The sequence below is a fragment of the Streptomyces sp. R-74717 genome (assembly GCF_047305335.1).
Lineage (GTDB): Bacteria > Actinomycetota > Actinomycetes > Streptomycetales > Streptomycetaceae > Streptomyces > Streptomyces atratus.
This window is the reverse complement of record NZ_CP102361.1, coordinates 4321007-4339169: the sequence shown is the minus strand read 5'-3', so window position 1 is coordinate 4339169 and position 18163 is coordinate 4321007. Positions and strand designations below refer to the sequence as shown.

The following is an 18163-nucleotide window of genomic DNA, read 5'->3' as shown; positions in this document are numbered from 1 at the left end:
AGGGGGCGTCAGCCTGCCGGGGCCTCCCGGTCCGGCTCGCCCCGTACCGCGGGCTCGCGGCGGTACGAGCTCGGGCTGACGCCCCGGACCCGTTTGAACGCCGCGCTGAAGCCGAACGCGTCGGCGTACCCCACCCGGCGGGCCACCGCCGCCACCGTCAGGTCCTGGCGGCTCAGCAGATCGGCGGCGAGCGTCATGCGCCATTCCGTCAGATACGCCACCGGGCCCTCCCCGACCAGTTCGGTGAACCGTTTGGCGAACGTGGTGCGCGAGACCCCGGCCCGTGCGGCCAGCTCCGCCGTCGTCCACGGATGTGCCGGCTTCTCGTGCAGGGCGCGCAGCGCGGGGCCCGCCACCTCGTCGCCGAGTGCGTGGTACCAGGTGGGCGGGGCCGCCTCCGGGCGGTCGAACCAATCGCGGAGCGTGCACACCAGCAGCCAGTCCAGCAGCCGGTCCAGCACGATCTGCCGGCCCGGCCGCACCCTGCCGATCTGAGCCTCCAGATAGTCGCGCAGCGGCGAACAGTCCTCTTCGTCCGGTACGACGAGCACCGGAGGAAGGACCCGGAGCAGCCGTCGCGGGACCTCGGCGTGCACGTCGTAGGCGGCGGCCAACAGTACGGTGGGGCCGCTGAGTTCGTCCGGCGGCTCCGGGTCGGCTCCGGGCTCGGTGTCCCAGCGCACCTCGCGTACGGATGCACCCGCACCCGTGCCCGTGGCCGGGTCGTCGGTGAAGACGAACGGGGCCGGCCCCCGTACGATCGCCGCCTCGCCGACCCGCACCCGGCGCGCGGCGCGATCACCGTTGCCGCTGCCCTCGTCGACGCCTTCTCCGCTCCCGCCCTCCGGGACGATCCAGCCCTCGCCGCGCAGCGGCACGCACAGGGTCAGATACGCGCCGTCCGTGAACCTCAGTGACCACGGCGGCCACAGCACCGAGCGGCCGAAGACCGCCCCCTTCCCCCGCACACCACGCAACAACTCGTCGAACACGTCCATGCGCCAACGGTACGCACACGGGGCGGCGGACCGGCCGGACAGCATCGCCGTACAACCTCGACTCGGCATTGACGCTTCCCCACAGCTCTGGGCTCACGTAATTCTTCAGCCCTGCGGGGAACGTGCTGACGAGCCGGGCCGTCAGGCCCGGCTCATTCCTCCGCGCCGTCTTCATCGTCGTCCAAGCCAACGGTGTCCGGGTTACGCAGGAGCCGCAGGCCTCCGCCAGCGGGGAGAGAAGCGCGGAACCTGCAGCGACTCACGTAGTTGAGGTTCGCGTGACGCAGCAGGGAGAGCCGGGCCGCATCCTCGTCCAAGACGTCGTGCAGCGCGCTTCGGCGGGCAGGGATCGCAACAGGGCATGACGACGGCGTTCAGGTAGCGGGTCGTTCACAGCTTCCTCAAGGCCGTACTTCTCTTCAACACGCTGAACTTGACAGAGAAGGTTCGTAGGGTGCCTGCGGGGCCAGTGCTGTGACCGCATAGGTTCACCGGGTTCGGTCTTGCCCTAAGCTCCCATGGGTATGGGGGGATCTGTTCGTGGCCGCGAACCGCGCCACTCGGGCCGGCGCCCGACTCGCACCGTTGCCGTAGCGGCGGCTGCACTGGTTGTGCTCGCCGTACTGGCCGTTGTGCTCCTGGTTCTTCCAGGGCTGGTAGTCGACCACGACCTTGCGGGGGCCCAGCTTGCCGCGGTGGACCGTCTGAACGCGGTGAATAACGTGCGCACCACGCTCCTGCAAGCGGTCGGCGGCGCGGTCATCCTGTTCGGCGCTTATGCCACGTGGCGCCAGATTCGCGTCAGCCAGGACGGGCTGAACGCAAGCCGAGAGGGAATCATCACCGATCGCTTCAGTCGCGCCGTCGATCAACTCGGCAACGAAAAACTGGATGTGCGGATCGGGGGCCTCTATTCACTGTGGCGGATCGCGGATCACTCTGCCCACGACCGCGAGGCGGTCATCTCGATCATGGCGGCGTATCTTCGGACGCACCTCCCCTGGCCGCCGCAAGAGCCAGGCGCTCCGGCGGCGGATGCGTCCATCAACACGGTACGCCCGCTCGAATCCCGCGCCGCGGACGCTCAGGTGGCGCTCACCAGCCTCGGCGTCCTTGGTCAGGAACGCCGTCCCGAGTGGCTCAACGTCAGCTTCACCGACCTGCGTCGGGCCGACTGTGATGGATTGTGGCTGAACGGCGTCAATCTCGATGGCGCGTGCCTGGAAGCGGCGAGCGTCTACCAGGTCAATCTGAGCAGGACCTCACTGATCGGGGCCAACCTGCGGCATGCCGAGCTCGGAACCTCGATCCTTCAACAGGTCCGCTGTATCGAAGCCGACCTGCGCGGCGCACGTCTGGTCAAGGCCGACTTGCGCGAGGCGGACTTCTCCGGTGCGGACCTGCGCGAGGCGAATCTACGCAAGGCCCGTGCCCAGGGTGCTGTTTTCATCCGGGCGGATCTGCGGTTGGCCGATCTCCGAGGATGCGACCTGAGCGCCGCCGACTTGCGGGACACGAATCTGGAAGGCGCGCTGGCGAGCGATCGCACGATCTGGCCAACCGGCTTCGGTGTCGAGACGGCTGGCGTCGTCGTCTCTGACGACCCTGGCGCTGAACCGGACAATCTGCTGCCGGCTGCGGCGATCACGAGGAACGCCCCGCCTCTGCAGTCGGCCTGATGCCCTGACCGGGCAGACTCGCGGAGTCGAGCAGTCAGGCCGCCGCAGCGAGGGGACGTCCTCTCCGGCAGATGCCTTTCTCGCTGCCGGTGCGGGCGCGTTCCTTTCGTTCGGCGGTCAGGACGTTTCGGTGACGGGAGTTGGTGTTGCGCCAGCGCAGGTAGGCGTGCAGGGCGTGGGTCTGGACGGTGTGGTTGTGGTGGTCGGAGTTGGCGATGGTGAACTGCCGCAGGGGTCAGAAGTGGGCCTCGATCGGGTTGGCCCAGGAGGCGTAGGTCGGGGTGAAGCACAGCTCAACGCGGTGCTTCTTGGCCCAGCGGCGGATCTGCTCGCCCTTGTGAGCGGACAGATTGACCAGGGCACGCAGATCGACAGGAGGTGCTGCATCGGTAGTTGGCGCTTGTCAGCTACCCGGTGCTGAAGTCCCAGGCCTGTTGCTCGGGTCATCACTGGCGGTGATGGGTCTCTGGGCCGAGCTCGACCTCGTACCGTGACCGCCTCCACCGGGTCGCGCCAGTCACGACCCGGTGATTCACGACTCGGTGGGCCAGGACGCGGCGGGCCGCGACGCGGTCGCACACGACATCAAAGGATTCAAGAACCGGGGAAATCACCCTTCCCAACCCCACCCGGCCTCCCCGTCACTCACACGGGTGAGGTTCGCCAACTCGACTGGATTCCGGACCGGTTGGCTGGCATATGCTCGCCGCGACAAACAACCCCAGACATGCGACGGCCCCCGGCCGGGACTGGCATCCCGATCGAGGGCCTGACCACCGAGGAAGTAGGAGCTTCCCGATGGATACCCCGCAGATTAGCGCGCCCTCGCGCGCACCGTCATCCGGTGTCGTACACATCAACACCCGGCACACCAACCGATTCACGGTCGTCGGCAACCACCTCACCCAGCACAGCGAACTGTCCCTCACCGCGATCGGCCTCGCCGCCCACATCCAGTCGCTGCCCGACGGGGTCAGGATCGGCATCAGGTTCCTCGCCGACCGTTTCCCGGAGAGCGAGGCCCGGATCGCCGCCGCCCTGCGCGAACTGGAAGCCCACGGCTACCTGAAACGTACCCGGGAACGCCTCCCCAGCGGCCGGGTCGTCACCCGCACGGTCTGCTACAACCAGCCCATCACCGATGCGGGCCCCGCCGCAGTGCCCGAGCCTCGGCCCAGGCCCGTCCGTCCGGTCCCCGAGCCTTCTGCCCCGGGCCCCGAGTCTTCTGTCTCGACGCCCGCACCGGCCCCGGAGACGGCCCCCGCGCCCCCGCCCCAGCCGGATACGGCGAAACCCGCCCCCACCCACGTACCACCGCGTCCGCCGCTTCCCCAGCCGCAGGTCTCCGACCTCGACCGTCACCGCGCGGCCACCGATCTCCTCGCGGGCCTGCGCCGCCAGGAACCCCGGCTACTGCTGGCCGAGGACGACGTCCGCCGACTGGCCCCCGCCGTCGCCGCCTGGCTCGAACGCGATGCCCACCCCGACGCCGTACGCCGCACCCTCGTCGCCGACCTGCCCGAGCCGCTGAAACACCCGGCGGGCCTCCTCGCCCACCGCCTCACTGCTCTCCTGCCACCCCCGCTTCCCACTGCTCCGGCCCGGGAAGCCGTGCCACGCCCGGAGCCGCTCCAGAACTGCGACGGCTGCGACCGCGCCTTCCGGGCCCCGGAGCCAGGCCACTGCCGCGAGTGCCGATCCGACCTGATGGAGGCCGCCTAGCATGAACGTGACGACCCTTGCCCCCGGGCACAGACGAGGAGCGCACGCCATGGCCATCGCCCCGGACGACGCACAGCGGGACTCGTTCCGCTACCAGGCCATGCGCGACATCGTCGAACAGATGCGGGACAGCGTTCCCGGCAAGCTGGAGATCACCAAAGAAGGGATCGTGCACGACATGATGGCCCCGGGGCGTCCTCACGAGCTGACCGCAGCCCAGGTGAGCCGCCGCCTGGAGAAGCTGATGCCGGACGAGATCCTGGCCCATACGGGGACCCCGGATGTCGAGGCGGAGGCCGAGGGCATCATGCGACACCCCGACGTAATGGTGATCGCCGTGGACGACATGGAGGGGGAGGGCTCCTTCGACCCGCGTACGCTCATCGCCGCCATCGAAGTCGTCTCCCGGTCCAACCCGGACAACGACTGGGTGAGCAAGATGCGGGACTACCCACTGCTCGGCATCCCCGTCTACGCGATCTTCGATCCCCGCACGGGCACCGGCGCCGTCCTCTCCGAAATCCACCCGACGCCGGAAGGTCCGCGATACGCGATCCGCAAGGATTTCGTGTACGGCGAGGACGTCACCATCGGCGAATGGACGATCTCGACCGACGCGCTCCCGCGTTACGTCTGACGCCCGCGCGGAGGCCCCCGCCCGGCCCCGAACAGTCAGCCGGTGCGTGCCAGCCTCTTGGCGATCTTCCGTGCGTCCAGGGCCATTTCGCGGAACATGCCGCTGATCGGGTTGGTGAACCCGGTGAAGTACAGGCCGGGTGCCTGCTTGGGTGTGCGGCCGCCGTGCACCACCGGGCGGCCCCGTGCGTCCAGTACGCCGAGGTGGCCGACCAGCCCCTCCAGAGCTCGCCGGTAGCCGGTTGCCGCGATCACCGCGTCCGGGGTGATCCGGTCCCCGTCGGCCAGCACCACCACGTCCTTGTCGAACGACTCGACGGCCGCCACCGGCACCACCCGACCGCTCTTCACCGCGTCGATCAGCCCCACGTCCTGCACCGGAATGGCCCCGTCCTTGACCCGTGAGTACAGGCCGGTGTCCGGGCGTGGGAGGCCCTGTGCGGCGAGGTCCGGCACGGCGATCCTGGCCATCAGGCGCCCGGCCCGGTCGACCAGCCGGACCGGCAGCCTGCGGACCAGGATGCCGGTCGCCTGCGCGGGCCAGCCCGCCGTCGAGCGGCGCACGATGTGCGGCACGGTGCGCACGGCGATCCGAACCCGGGACGCCCCGCCCTCCACCAGGTCGGCGGCGATCTCGGCGCCCGTGTTGCCTATGCCGACGACCAGGACGTCCCTGCCCGCGTACGGGGCGGGATTGCGGTAGCCGGAGGCGTGCACCAGGTCGCCGGTGAAGGTGTCGCGGCCGGACCAGTCGGGGATGCGCGGGGTGTGGTTGTAGCCGGTGGCGACGACGACGGCCCGGCCGGTCAGTATCCGGCCGCCGGTCGCGTTCAGCTGCCAGCCGGCTCCGTCGGGGGCCCGGTCGATCCGGGACACCTCGACGCCTGTCACCACTTCCAGCCCGTGGTGCTCGACGTACTTCTCCAGATAGCGCACCACATCGTCCCTGGCCACCCAGCGTCCGAACCGGCGCGGCATCGCGAGCCCCGGCAGCGCGGACCAGCGCCGGGTCGTGTGGAGGTGCAGCCGGTCGTAGTGGCGGCGCCAGGACGCGCCCACGTTCCCGGACTTCTCCAACACCACCGCCCGTACACCCTGCTCGCGCAGGGCCGCCGCGGCGGCGAGACCGCCCGGGCCGCCGCCGATGACGTACACGGGCCGGTCCTCGGTGAGGTCGATGCGGGCCGGGGTGGGGCTACCGGCGGTAGGTGCTCTGTCGGGCATGGTTCGGAGCGTAATCGCGCACTTACTTGATGGGTCTCGGTCAAGACCGGAATCGGTTGCGAATTGATCACGGGTGTCTGGCTCTTGCGTTCCTCTCGCATGCCTCCTGCGCGCCCCTTGCGCAAGCCGTCGCCATCAGGTGAACTGACGTACCGTCAGATTCAGTGAGCGGGAGGCCCGATGCAGACGATGTGGCTCGGCGGCGCCGAGTGGCTCGCCGTCCTCCGGATAGGCCTCGGCCTGTGGTGGCTGGAGAGCTGGCGGCACAAGGACAGGAAGGGCTGGTTCGAGCGCGGTACAGGCATCGCCTGGGCCGCGGACGTGGCGGGCAAACACCGGTGGACGGCCGTGCGCACCGGATTCCAGCGGATCGTCGCCCCGCGCCCCAAGGTCATGGCCTACCTCGTCGTGTACGCCGAACTCGCCCTGGGCCTCGGCCTGATCGCCGGATTCCTCACCCCTGTGGCGCTCGTCGCCGGACTCCTCCTCAACCTCCTCTACCTCGTGCTGATGATCCACGACTGGGCCGAGCAGGGACAGAACGCGATGATGGCGCTCATCTCGCTCGTCGCGCTGTTTGCGATGTCCTGGCAGGTCTGGTCCCTCGACGATGCGATCGGACTCTTCCTTTGACCGCGGCCGCCGTACGTTTCGACCTTCCCGAGCCCGACGCCTTCACCCGCCCCTACTGGGACGCCGCCGCCCAGGGGCAGTTGCTGCTGCGCCGCTGCCGCGCATGCGGGCGCGCGCACCACTACCCGCGCGAGTTCTGCCCGCACTGCTGGAGCGAGGACGTCACCTGGGAGCGGGCGAGCGGAGACGCCACGCTCTACACCTGGTCCGTCGTCCACCGCAACGACCTGCCGCCGTTCGGCGCCCGGGTCCCGTACACCGCCGCCGTGGTCGACCTGGCCGAGGGGCCGCGGATGATGACGGAGATCGTGGGGTGCGAGGAATCCGGCCTTGCCATCGGCATGGCGCTGCGGGTGGCCTTCCGGCGGGAGGAGGGGGAGGAGGCCGTTCCGGTCTTCCACCCCGGAGACTGTTGAGGTCCACGCATGGAGTGCATGTGCATGTGCCTGAGCGCGGCTCAGTGCAGCTCAGCGCGGATCAGGGCTCGATGCTGCGCAGCTTGCGGCGTTCGCGGAAGTTCGGGTGGCGGACGACCACACCGCCCATGCCGCAGGAGCCCGTCAGCCGGAGGAGCGGGGCGCCGGGCGTCCTCTCGTCCGTGGTCCTGTCCTTCAGGCCGCCGAGGCCGTGATCCAGGTTGTCGGTGTGCACGGTCCAGCCCTCCGGGATCACGATCTTCACCCCGCCCATCTCTCCGCGCACTTCCAGCGCGATCTCGCGCAGTCGGCACTCGGCGCGGGTGAAGTCGATCCGGACGCCGCCGACGCCGCCCTGGGCGCGTATCACCGGGGGGACCTTCCAGACGCCCGAGCGCGTCACGCCGTGCATGCCGCCCTTGAGGACCAGCGGCTCACCCGTCGCCACCTCGATGGGGACCAGGTCCTCGGTGAGGGGCGCGAGTTCGGCGTAGGTCTTGGCGGACAGCGCCTGCCCGAGCCGGGTGTCCAGCTCGTCCATGTCGATGCGGCCCTCGGCCGCCGCCTCCCGCAACTGCTCGACCACCGCCTCGCGATCGGCATCCGAAGCGCGCAGACGGTCGGCGGAACGGGAGGGCTCAGCAGTCATGGAAGCGATGATACGGGCGGGTGCGGCGCCGGGTCCCCTGTCATCGACCTCCCCGCGTCACAGCCCCGGCGCCCCCCACACCGGGAACCACCGGGCCAGGTCCTTCTCCATCCGGAGGTCGTCCCCGACTACCGCCCGGACCTGCAACTCCAGCTGGTTGTCACGCTTCTCGGCGCCGCCCGGCACCGGCGCGAACGGATAGAACGTGCCGCGCTTGTAGAGATAGACCAGGGCCAGCGGACGGTCCCGCGCGTCACGGAAGCCGATCAGGGAGCAGAGCAGCTGCGGCCCGAAGCCGCCGTCCTGGAGCAGGGTGTTCACCGCGTGCAGATCGTTGACCAGGGCGGCCGTGTCCTCGGCCGGCTGCCGGGCGAGCAGCCAGGTGTAGCCGTACGTGTCCTGGCTGAACTCCACCGGAATGCCGCCCCGTTCGGTGTCGGCGTCGAGCAGTTCGCGTACGTCCTGCTGGATGCGGGCGAAGGTGCCGCCCTCGACGCCCGCGAAGCAGACCGAGCCGAGGCCGGTGGGGGCGAACCCCGCGCCGGCCTGGAGGGTGAGGGCGGCGGAGGGCACGGCGAAGAGCTGATCGAGGTCGGGGCGGACCGGTTTGGTGCGGCCCAGGATGGTGTCGAGAAGACCCATGAACGTTCCTTACGGGCGGGCGAGGTCGGCGGAGATTCGGGCCAGCTGGTCCAGGCGCTGTTCGAGGGTCGGGTGGGAGGAGAGCAGCCGGCTCAGGCTCTCCTTGGAGGAGAACGCGGGAACGAAGTAGAAGGCGTTGTACGGCTCCGCCTTCCGCAGGTCCTCGGTCGGGATGCGGGCCATCTGGCCGCTCACCTTCGTGAGGGCGGAGGCGAGCGCCGAGGGGCGGCCGGTGAGCAGGGCGGCGGTGCGGTCGGCGGAGAGCTCGCGGTAGCGCGAGAGCAGCCGGGTGAGCAGGAAGCTGAGGCAGTACACGACGGCGCTGACCAGCGGGATCAGCATGACCGCGATACCGACGGGGTCATTGGCCCTGCTGTTGCGGGAGAGACCGCCCCACAGGGCGACGCGGGTGACGATGCCGGCGAGCACACCCAGGAACGAGGCGATCGTCATGACGGCGACATCGCGGTGCGCGACGTGCGACATCTCGTGCGCGAGTACGCCCTCCAGCTCCTCCGGCTCCAGTCTGCGCAGTAGTCCGGTGGTGGCGCATACGAGGGCGGTCTTCTCGTTCCGGCCGGTGGCGAAGGCGTTCGGCACATCGCTCTGGGCGATCGCCACCCGGGGCTTGGGCATGTCGGCCAGGGCGCAGATCCGGTCGACGGTGCCGTGCAGCTCCGGCGCCTGCTCGGGGGTGACCTCCCGGGCGCCCATGCTGAAGGCCGCGATGCGGTCGCTGAACCAGAACTGGGCGATGAAGAGGCCGCCGGTGAAGATCAGAATGATCGGCCAGGCGCCGCGCAGCACGGCGAGCAGCACGCCGACCAGCACCACGTACAGCAGACCGATCAGGAACATGGTGGTGACCATGCGCGTGGTCAGCCCGCGGTCGGGGGCGTAACGGGAACGGGTTCGGCTCATCGGTGCCTCCAGTCCTCATCTGTCTCCCATAGTGCCCCTTTACGGTTGAATCCGAATAAATCTGCGGCCCGTGAGTGCCCCGCCTCCAGGCCGGGCGGCCCGCGGGCGCTGTCCCTACGGCCAGAGCAGTTCCCGCGTCCAGTGCGCACCGTCCCGGCGGTAGCGCAGCCGTACGTGTCGGCGTCCCGCGTCGCCCTGGAAGAACTCGACCTCCCGGGGCTCGACCACGTACCGCGTCCAGCCGGCGACCTCCGCGTCCGGCTCGGCCGACGCCCGTTCCCAGGCGGCGTCGGCGGTCCGGGCCAGTTCCTCCTGCGAGTCCAGCACCTCGCTCTGCGACCCGGTCAGCGCCGCTGCGAGCGCCCCGGTCGAGCGGGCGTGCAGATCGGCCAGGCTCTCCGCCCGGCTCGTCTCGGTGACCGGTCCCCGCACCCGTACCTGCCGCCCCTGCACCGGCCAGTAGAAGCCGAGCGCGGCGTGCGGGTGGGCGGCGAGCTGGCGGCCCTTCGCGCTGGTGCGGTGCGTGGCGAAGTGCCAGCCGCGCTCGTCCGCGTCGTGCAGCATCAGCGTCCGCACATCGGGCCGGCCCTCGGCGTCGACGGTGGCCAGCGACATCGTGTGCGGCTCGGCCTGCCCGGCGGCCACGGCCTCGGCGAACCAGGCGTGGAAGAGGGGGAGCGGGACGGAGGGCGCGGCGTTCGGGTCGAAGGCGGGAAGGTCCACGTCCCACACGCGCTGGGCGTGGAGCAGGTCCAGGAAGCTCTGCTGTGCGTCGGTCTTCTGTGCGTCGCTCATGGCCCCATTGCAGCGCATGGCGCCATCGCACAGGGCATCGGGAAGGCCGCCATCGTCCCGGTCGGGGGGACTGCCGCTCTTCACCGCAACGCGGAAGTCTTCAAGGGGCTCGCGAGGGCGCTCACGGTCGTCACGCTGTGAGTGCCCCCGCCCCGGCCCTCACCCCCGCCCCAGCACCACCGTCCCCGACGAGCAGAACCAGCCGCCCGTCCCCGAGGCCACCGCCAGCTCCGGCAGCCGGCCGCCCGCCCTGCGCACCTGGCGCTCACCCGCCTCGCCGCGCAGCTGCCGTACCGCCTCCACCAGCAGGAACAGCCCGCGCATCCCGGGGTGGCAGGCGGACAGGCCACCCCCGTCCGTGTTGACCGGCAGCTCGCCCGTCAGGCCGGTCCGGCCCTTCTCCACGAACGCGCCGCCCTCCCCCTTCGCGCAGAAACCCAGGTCCTCCAGCGTCACCAGCGTCATATAGGTGAACGCGTCATAGATCTCGGCGAGATCGATGTCCGCGGGCCGCACCCCCGCCCGTTCGAACGCCAGGCGGCCCGAGACCGCCGCGGGGGAGACCGTGAAGTCGTCCCACTCGGACATGGTGGAGTGCGAGACGTGCTCACCCGTACCGAGGATCCACACCGGTTCCTTCGCCGTGTCCGGTACGTACTCCTCGGCGGCCAGCAGCACCGCGCAGCCGCCGTCGCTGCGGATGCAGCAGTGCAGCTTGGTGAACGGGTCCGCGATCACCGGCCCCGACATCACGTCGTCCACCGTTATCGGCTCACGGAACATCGCGTCCGGGTTGGCCGCCGCGTTCGCCCGTGCCTGGACCGCCACCTCGGCGAGCTGCTCCAGGGTCGTGCCGTACTCGTGCATATGGCGGCGGGCGGCCATCGCGTACTTGGCGATCAGCGAGTGCCCGTACGGCGCCTCGAACTGGAGCGGGCCGCGCGCCCCGAAGGAGAGATTGGACGTCCGGCGGCCCGCCTTGATGTCCGCGCGTGCGGTCGATCCGTACACCAGCAGAACGGCATTGGCGTGACCCGCCGCGATGGCGTCCGCCGCATGGGCCGCCATCACCTCCCAGGTCGAGCCGCCGACCGCGGTGGAGTCCACCCAGGTGGGTTTCAGCCCCAGGTACTCGGCGACCTCGACCGGGGCGAGCGTGCCGAGTCCGGCGGAGGCGAAACCGTCTACGACGGACCGGTCCAGACCCGAATCGGCCAGCGCCCGGCGGGCGGCCTGGGCGTGCAGTGTGTACGGCGTGGCCTCGTCGATGCGTCCGCAGTCGGCGAGGGATATGCCGACGGCAGCGACCTTGCGGTGGGAAGAAGGCATGAATCTGACGGTACATCAGATAGTGGGTGTGTGGATCGCTCGGCGGGACGGGATCCTCCCGCCCCCTCGCGGTGCGCGACTCTGGGAATCTCGTGGATTCACCCCTAGCATGACGGGCCGTCAGATCAGAGGCAGAAGTCCTCTGAGGGGAAGGAGCCCGACGATGGATGCCGCCTTCACCGCGGAACAGGACGAGATCCGCCGTACCCTGCGCGAACTGCTGGCCAAACGCAGCGGACCCGACGACGTCAGGAGTGCCGTACGGACCGCCGACGGGTACGACGAGACCCTGTGGCGACAGCTCGCCCAGGACCTCGGGCTGCCCGGGCTCGCCCTCCCCCAGGAGTACGGAGGCGTCGGCTGCGGCCTCGCCGAGCTCGCCGTCGCCTGCGAGGAGACCGGTCGCGCCCTGCTGCCGTCGCCCCTGATCGCCACCGCCGCACTCGCCGCGCCCCTGATCGCCGCCCTCGGCACCGAGGCCCAGCGCACCGCCCTGCTGCCGCGCATCGCCGCCGGCGGACTGACCGCGACCCTGGCCGTCCCCGGCGGCTCGCTCGTCACCGCACTCGGCCTCACCGGTGACCCCACCGGCGGCGCCTGGGCGGGTGGCGGCCGGGCGGGCGGAATACAGGCCAGGCCGGTCGGCGGTGCGGAGGGCTGGCGGCTGTACGGGGAGGCCGCCCAGGTCCTCGACGGGCACAGCGCGGGACTCCTTCTGGTCGCCGCCCACACCGGCGGCTTCCCGCGCAGCCGTACGCTCCTCTTCCTGGTCCGCCCGGACGCAGCGGCCGGAATCGTCCGCACCCGCCGGACCTCGCTGGACGAGACCCGCCCGCTGGCCCGCATCGAACTCCGTGACACCGAGGCCGAACTCCTCGGCGCGGACGACACCGTGGACGTCACCGACGTGCTCGCCCCGGCAGGACGCGGGGTCGCCGCACTGCTCGCCGCTCAGGCGGTGGGGGCGGCGGCGAGCGCGCTGGAGCGGACCGTCGAATACGTGAAGACGCGCGAACAGTTCGGCCGGGCGATCGGCTCCTTCCAGGCCGTGAAGCACCGTCTCGCGGATCTGTACGTACGGGTGCAGGCGGCACGTTCCGCCGCGTACTACGCGGCCTGGGACCCGGCGGCCGGGGGCCTCGCACTCGCCCAGGCCCTGGAGGCGCTGCGGATCACCACCGCCGAGGCCGTCCAGCTGCACGGCGGGATCGGCTTCACCTGGGAACACGAGGCGCATCTGTACTTCAAGCGGGCCGCTGCCGACGAACTGCTTTTCGGCCCCGTCCACCGGCTCCGCGACCAGGCGGCGCAGCAGGCCGGACTGTTCGCACCGCCGCACGGGCGGCCGTTCGCGTCCTCGGAATTCGCCACCCCGGGCTCGGCCGGGCAGGTGGCGGTCTGATGGCGCCGGGCGTCCGGCTGATCCAGAAGGTGTCCTCGACCCGCACGTTCGCGAGGATCGCCCCGCATGTCATACCCGCCATGGACCGTACGGTGCACCGGCTCACGCGCGGCAAGGTGCTGCTCAGTGCCCGGATGCTGCCGGGGCTGATCCTGACGGTGCCGGGTGCGAGGAGCGGGCAGCTCAGGACCACTCCGCTGGCCTGCATGCCGGAGAACGGGACGGAGCGGAGCTGGATCCTGGTCGGCAGCAATTTCGGCCGTACGGGGCATCCGGCCTGGACCGCGAACCTGCTGGCCGGTCCCGGCAAGGCCGTCGTCAACTGGAGGGGCCGGGACATTCCGGTGCGCGCCACACTGCTGCAGGGCGCGGAACGGGATGCGGTGTGGCAGACGGCGCTGAAGTTCTGGCCGCCCTATGCGACGTATCAGGCGCGGGTCGAGCGGGAGATCCGGCTCTTCAGGCTGGAACGGCGGAGTGACGCCGCGACCTGACGAGGCCGGACGCGGAAGCGGTGCGTACAGACCGTGGATGTCGGTGATGCGCGAAAACCGTGCGCGGGAACGGCCGTTGGAGCGATCCGTGGAACGGTCCGGGTGCACCGACGGCGGACCACATGCGTGGTCCGCCGTCGGTGAGACAGGACCTGGGGCGCCCGGAATTGCCGCGCGGTACCCAGTGGGGGAGGGGCCCGGTGCGGCGCTACTTGGTCGGCTTCTTGCCGGTGATGCCCAGATGTACCAACAGTGAGAGATTCGGCTTGAGTTCGGCCTGCTTTACGCCCCAGGTCGTAAAGCCCTTCTGGTGCGAGGCGACCGCGGCCAGCATCGCGACGAGCGAGCCCGCCATCGCGGCGGCGCTGACGTCCTTGTCGACCTTGCCCTTGGCCTGGAGCTCCTTCACCGAATCCGTAAGGGAGTTGGTGACCGAGTTCAGGATCTTCATACGGATCTTGTAGAACCGCTTGTCGCCCTCGGCCGCTCCGAGGTCGACCACACGCAGGATCGCGTCATGATGTCGCCAGAAGTCGAGGAATCCCTCGACGAGTTCTTCGGCGGTCTGCCAGCCGGCCTTGCCGACCCAGGAGCGGCCTGCGACCAGTTCGGTCAAACCGGCGCCCTCCTTGGCCATTTCTTCGGCGATTTCGAGGACGGCGCCCTCGACGTCGGGGAAGTATTGGTAGAAGGTCGCGGGTGAAGTCCCCGCCTTCCGGGCGACGTCGATGACTTTGACGTCCCGGTACGGCGAGGAGCTGAGCATCTCGCTGAGGCAGTCGAGCAGCTTCTGCCGCGTCGCCTGTCCGCGTCGACCGGCCACGCGGCCGTCGACGGTGCGCACTTGTCCTGTCATGCCGTCAGCTTACCGAGGGGGGATCGGAGCGCGATTCGGCCGACTGCAAATGGGGAGCACCGCAGGCGGGGTGGGGGGAGTGGCCGGATATCGACGGATGCGCCCCACGGGGCGATAAGTCTTATCAACAGCCTGTGGATAACTTCCGTGGATAACTTTCCGTGATGCTGCGGGCAAGGAACTCCTCTATCGAAAATGAGTTCGATGTGGACGGGTCGGTGCGCGGCGCATGCCACCCGCGGTTACGTTGGGTGTGACGAGCGTCACTGCCGTGAACGGTGAACGGCCGCGAACGACCGCGAAGGACCGCGGACAACTGCGAACAAACCGCGAACGGCCGCGACCGACCGCGACGGAAGGACCCGGGCCCATGGCCGCATTCGCGCAATCCGCGCCGTGCTGGGCGGATGTGCAGCTTCCCGACCTCGAAGCGGGCAAGCGCTTCTACGGTGAGCTGTTCGGCTGGACCTTCCGGGCCGGCGACGGCCCGTACGCGGACGCACTCAGCGACGGGAAGCTCGTCGCCGCACTCGCCGCCAAGCAGGACGGCCGGATGCCGACCGCCTGGGGCATCTACTTCGCCACCGACGACATCGTCGCGACCGTCGCCCGCATCAGGGAGGCGGGCGGTCAGGTGATCACCGACCCCGTACGGGCGGGCCGGGCCGGGGCGCTCGCCCAGGCGGCCGACCCCGGCGGAGCGGTCTTCGGGCTCTGGCAGGCCGGTGACCGCGAAGGCTTCGAGAAGCAGAACGAACCGGGCTCCTTCTGCTGGACCGAGGTCCACACCCGGCAGAAGGACCGTGTCGACGCCTTCTACGAGGAGGTCTTCGGCTTCCAGGGCACCGATCTCGACACCTCCGGTGCGGGCGAATCCGGTGCGGCCGAGTCCGGCGTCGACTTCCGCATGTGGTCCCCGGCCGGCACGGAACCCGGACCGGACACCGCGGTCGGCGGGCGCAGCGTCATCACCGATGCCTTCCCGGCCGAGATGCCCAGCTACTTCCTCAACTGCTTCGCCGTCGAGGACTGCAATGCCGCCGCCGGACACGCCGTACGCCTCGGCGGCCGTATCTCCGCGCCGCCCTTCGACATCCCGTACGGGAGGATGGCGGTCGTCCAGGACGATCAGGGTGCCGTGTTCGCCGTACTTCAGCCCCCTGTGTCCGGAAAGAGGGCAGAGTGAGCTGTGACACCCCGGTCCGCCCCCGGGTTCGCAACCAGAGCCTCAGCCAGGAACAATCGGGGTGCGCACCGCCGGGTGGTGCCCAGTGGTGAGACGCCGTACAGGGCGGGTTTTCGCGGGCTTCTGTTCCTGAGGCCCGTACGGGGAGGTGGCAGGGCAAGTGGTGGAGCAGCTGACGCAGCACGACCCGAGACGGATCGGCCCGTTCGAGGTGCTGGGACGGCTCGGGGCCGGTGGCATGGGGCTGGTCTATCTCGCCCGCTCGGCTTCGGGCCGGCGGGTGGCGATCAAGACGGTACGTACGGAGCTCGCCGAGGACCAGCTGTTCCGGGTCCGCTTCACGCGCGAGGTGGAGGCAGCCCGGGCGGTCAGCGGCTTCTACACGGCCGCAGTGGTGGACGCCGACCCGCGGGCCGCCGTGCCGTGGCTGGCCACCGCTTATGTGCCCGCCCCGTCGCTCGAGGAGATAGTGAATGAGTGCGGGCCCATGCCGGTCCAGGCGGTGCGCTGGCTGGCCGCCGGCATCGCCGAGGCGCTCCAGTCGATCCACGGCGCGGGGCTCGTCCACCGCGACATGAAGCCGTCGAACGTGCTCGTCGTCGAGGACGGCCCGCGGGTGATCGACTTCGGGATCGCGTCCGGGGTCTCCAACACCCGGCTGACCATGACGAATGTCGCCGTCGGCACGCCCGCTTACATGTCGCCCGAGCAGGCACGGGACTCGCGCAGTGTCACGGGCGCCAGCGATGTCTTCTCACTCGGCTCGACGCTGGTCTTCGCCGCCACCGGCCATGCGCCGTTCCACGGCGCCAACCCCGTCGAGACGGTCTTCATGCTGCTGCGCGAGGGCCCCGATCTGGAGGGCCTGCCCGACGAACTGCGGCCGCTGATCGAGTCCTGCATGCAGATGGACGCCGGGCTGCGGCCCACCCCCGCCGATCTGCAGGCCCAGCTCGCTCCGCATCTCTTCGCCTCCGGCGGCGACGACGACAGCGGTACGGCTTCGGCATGGCTGCCGACCTCCGCCACCGCGATGATCGAGCAACGCCGCGGCGGTGGCCGCAAGGCCGCGGCTCCCGCGCCCGCTCCTGCCCCCGTACCGCCGCCGCCCCAGCAGCCGCCCGGCGCCGACCGGGACACCGCCTGGCGCAGCGGCGCCGACCTGCGCCCCCCGGCCGCCGCGTCCGCGCAGCTGCCCGACGGGGGCGGTCCGGTGCGGCTGCCCGGAGCGAAGGTGTCGATCGGCCCCGGCCCGCGCGCCCAGGACGTACGGGCCACCGCCACGGCCACCGCGGACACCGGCCCCGCGACCGGCTGGGTGCGCCCGCCCGCCGGGGTGAACGGCACGGCCCCCGCCGCCGCACCGGCCCCCCTGCCCGCGCCCGCGCACGCGCCCGAGACCGCACCCCCGGGCCCGGACCGCTGGCGGCCCTGGCGGTTCCGGATGTCCAACGACGTCTGGGGGACGCCCGTCGTAGCCGGGGACCTCCTCTACGTCACGTCGTTCGAGGTGCACGCCCTGGACATCGGCAACGGGCGGCGCCAGTTCAAGACCCGGGACGTGGCCTGGGTGATGGCCGTCGAGGGCGGCCGTATCCACGCCTCCGACGGGCCGTCGCTGTACGCCCTGGACGCGACGACCGGCGCCGAGCGGTGGCGGCTGCAGACAGATGCCTGGGTGTACTCCCTCAAGGCCGAGCGCGGCACCGTCGTCACCGGCACCCGGGGCGGCGGCGTCCAGGCGTGGGAGGCGTCCACGGGCGAGAAGCTGTGGGAGAGCAGCGGCGTACAGACCGACTTCGAGACGGCGGAGGCCGGGCCCGCGATCCACGACGGCACGGTCTACCTGTGGCAGGACGCCCGGCTGCGCGCCGTCGACGCCCGTACCGGCATCGAACGCTGGGCGTACCCCATCGGCGACGCGGCCTCCTGCGGCGGTGTGCCGGTCCGGGTGACCGCGGCGCCGGACGGTTTCGTGTACGTCAGCGCGGGGGCCCGGGTCCTGGCCGTCGACACCGTGTCCGGGCATGTCCGCTGGCACTTCGAGTCGCCCGCGGTCTTCCTCTCCCCGCCCGCGTTCGCACCCGGGCCCGCCGTCACCGGCGGCGGCGTGTACCTCGCCGACTACCTCGGCACGGTGTACGCGATCGACGCCTCGACCGGCAAGGACCGCTGGCGCATCGCCACGGAGGCCCGCCAGTCGATCGAACCGGTCCTGGTCACGGCCGGGAACGTCCATGTCGGCAGCGGCAGCGCCCTGTACACGCTCGACGCGGTCACCGGCACCCCGAAGTGGCGGTTCGCGGCAGGCGGCGAGGTGGTGGGGGCCCCGGTGGTCGCCGACGGCCGGGTCCACTTCGGCTCCGCCGACCACGTCCTGTACACCCTGGACGCGGCGGGCGGCCAACTCCGCTGGAAGCTGGCGACGGGCGGCGAGATCACGGGTTCGCCCGTGGCGCGGGGCGGTGTCGTGTACGCGTGCAGCAAGGACCGCTGCGTGTACGCGCTGGACGCGCTGAAGGGAACGGGCACGGGCAACCGGCCCCGGACGTAGAGCATCGGCCACGCCAAGTCTGCCCCG

The 18163-nt window shown here is 70.7% G+C and carries 17 protein-coding genes and 1 pseudogene; 9 read left to right on the top strand and 9 right to left on the bottom strand.

Annotation, left to right across the window (positions count from 1 at the left end):
* Window positions 1-8: 8 nt before the first annotated feature.
* Window positions 9-998: an AraC family transcriptional regulator gene (locus NRF20_RS19620; RefSeq protein WP_413752977.1), complete on the bottom strand. Its 990-nt coding sequence runs from the start codon at window positions 996-998 to the stop codon at window positions 9-11.
* A gap of 611 nt (window positions 999-1609) precedes the next feature.
* On the opposite strand from NRF20_RS19620, the gene NRF20_RS19615 reads away from it, so the two are divergent.
* Window positions 1610-2677 carry a pentapeptide repeat-containing protein gene (locus NRF20_RS19615; RefSeq protein ID WP_413752976.1) on the top strand — a complete coding sequence of 356 codons (1068 nt, stop codon included), beginning with the start codon at window positions 1610-1612 and terminating at the stop codon, window positions 2675-2677.
* Between the two features lie 34 nt (window positions 2678-2711).
* On the opposite strand, the pseudogene NRF20_RS19610 reads toward NRF20_RS19615, so the two are convergent.
* Window positions 2712-3029 (bottom strand): annotated as a pseudogene (locus NRF20_RS19610) (transposase); the annotation flags it as partial.
* Window positions 3030-3475: 446 nt separating this feature from the next.
* Between NRF20_RS19610 and NRF20_RS19605 the strand changes: the two are divergent.
* Together NRF20_RS19605 and NRF20_RS19600 are read left to right on the top strand one after the other, a co-directional pair.
* Window positions 3476-4399, top strand: coding sequence for a helix-turn-helix domain-containing protein (locus NRF20_RS19605; RefSeq protein ID WP_413752975.1), 924 nt, complete (start codon window positions 3476-3478; stop codon window positions 4397-4399).
* Between the two features lie 49 nt (window positions 4400-4448).
* Complete coding sequence (locus NRF20_RS19600; protein ID WP_398633362.1) at window positions 4449-5036, top strand: Uma2 family endonuclease; 588 nt, start codon at window positions 4449-4451, stop codon at window positions 5034-5036.
* Window positions 5037-5071: 35 nt separating this feature from the next.
* Here NRF20_RS19600 and NRF20_RS19595 read toward each other — a convergent pair whose 3' ends face one another.
* Window positions 5072-6259 (bottom strand): flavin-containing monooxygenase, encoded by a 1188-nt coding sequence (locus NRF20_RS19595; protein ID WP_413752974.1) that lies wholly within the window; start codon window positions 6257-6259, stop codon window positions 5072-5074.
* A 180-nt stretch (window positions 6260-6439) separates the two neighbouring features.
* Between NRF20_RS19595 and NRF20_RS19590 the strand changes: the two genes are divergently transcribed.
* On the top strand, window positions 6440-6892 hold the full coding sequence (locus NRF20_RS19590) for a DoxX family protein (protein ID WP_398633364.1): 453 nt from the start codon (window positions 6440-6442) through the stop codon (window positions 6890-6892).
* Window positions 6889-7308, top strand: a complete 420-nt coding sequence (locus NRF20_RS19585) for a Zn-ribbon domain-containing OB-fold protein (RefSeq protein WP_398633365.1) — start codon at window positions 6889-6891, stop codon at window positions 7306-7308. The genes NRF20_RS19590 and NRF20_RS19585 overlap by 4 nt, the downstream gene beginning before the upstream one ends.
* Before the next feature lie 61 nt (window positions 7309-7369).
* Here the strand turns inward: NRF20_RS19585 and NRF20_RS19580 are convergent, their stop codons facing one another.
* The 5 genes from NRF20_RS19580 to NRF20_RS19560 all read right to left on the bottom strand — a co-directional run bounded on the left by NRF20_RS19580 (window position 7370) and on the right by NRF20_RS19560 (window position 11644).
* A complete protein-coding gene (locus tag NRF20_RS19580; protein WP_398633366.1) occupies window positions 7370-7957 on the bottom strand; it encodes a DUF1707 domain-containing protein in 588 nt (195 codons plus the stop codon).
* A 57-nt stretch (window positions 7958-8014) separates the two neighbouring features.
* Window positions 8015-8599 carry a PspA-associated protein PspAB gene (gene pspAB, locus NRF20_RS19575; protein WP_398633367.1) on the bottom strand — a complete coding sequence of 195 codons (585 nt, stop codon included), beginning with the start codon at window positions 8597-8599 and terminating at the stop codon, window positions 8015-8017.
* Window positions 8600-8608: 9 nt separating this feature from the next.
* Entirely contained in the window at window positions 8609-9520 is a 912-nt protein-coding gene (gene htpX, locus NRF20_RS19570; protein ID WP_398633368.1) for a zinc metalloprotease HtpX, read from the bottom strand.
* 114 nt (window positions 9521-9634) lie between these two features.
* Window positions 9635-10315 (bottom strand): pyridoxal 5'-phosphate synthase, encoded by a 681-nt coding sequence (locus NRF20_RS19565; protein ID WP_398633369.1) that lies wholly within the window; start codon window positions 10313-10315, stop codon window positions 9635-9637.
* A gap of 159 nt (window positions 10316-10474) precedes the next feature.
* Window positions 10475-11644: a thiolase C-terminal domain-containing protein gene (locus tag NRF20_RS19560; protein WP_413752973.1), complete on the bottom strand. Its 1170-nt coding sequence runs from the start codon at window positions 11642-11644 to the stop codon at window positions 10475-10477.
* A 163-nt stretch (window positions 11645-11807) separates the two neighbouring features.
* Here NRF20_RS19560 and NRF20_RS19555 point away from each other — a divergent pair, with 163 nt between their 5' ends.
* Entirely contained in the window at window positions 11808-13046 is a 1239-nt protein-coding gene (locus NRF20_RS19555) for an acyl-CoA dehydrogenase family protein (protein WP_398633371.1), read from the top strand.
* The gene (locus tag NRF20_RS19550; protein ID WP_398633372.1) at window positions 13046-13540 is read left to right on the top strand and encodes a nitroreductase family deazaflavin-dependent oxidoreductase; all 495 of its coding nucleotides are present in this window, start codon (window positions 13046-13048) and stop codon (window positions 13538-13540) included. Before NRF20_RS19555 ends, NRF20_RS19550 begins: the two co-directional genes overlap by 1 nt.
* 208 nt (window positions 13541-13748) lie before the next feature.
* Here NRF20_RS19550 and NRF20_RS19545 read toward each other — a convergent pair whose 3' ends face one another.
* Window positions 13749-14396: a TetR family transcriptional regulator gene (locus NRF20_RS19545; RefSeq protein ID WP_398633373.1), complete on the bottom strand. Its 648-nt coding sequence runs from the start codon at window positions 14394-14396 to the stop codon at window positions 13749-13751.
* 370 nt (window positions 14397-14766) lie between these two features.
* On the opposite strand from NRF20_RS19545, the gene NRF20_RS19540 reads away from it, so the two are divergent.
* Both NRF20_RS19540 and NRF20_RS19535 read left to right on the top strand, forming a co-directional pair.
* Window positions 14767-15582, top strand: coding sequence for a VOC family protein (locus NRF20_RS19540; RefSeq protein WP_398633374.1), 816 nt, complete (start codon window positions 14767-14769; stop codon window positions 15580-15582).
* Between the two features lie 163 nt (window positions 15583-15745).
* Entirely contained in the window at window positions 15746-18136 is a 2391-nt protein-coding gene (locus tag NRF20_RS19535) for a serine/threonine-protein kinase (protein ID WP_413754581.1), read from the top strand.
* Window positions 18137-18163: the final 27 nt, after the last annotated feature.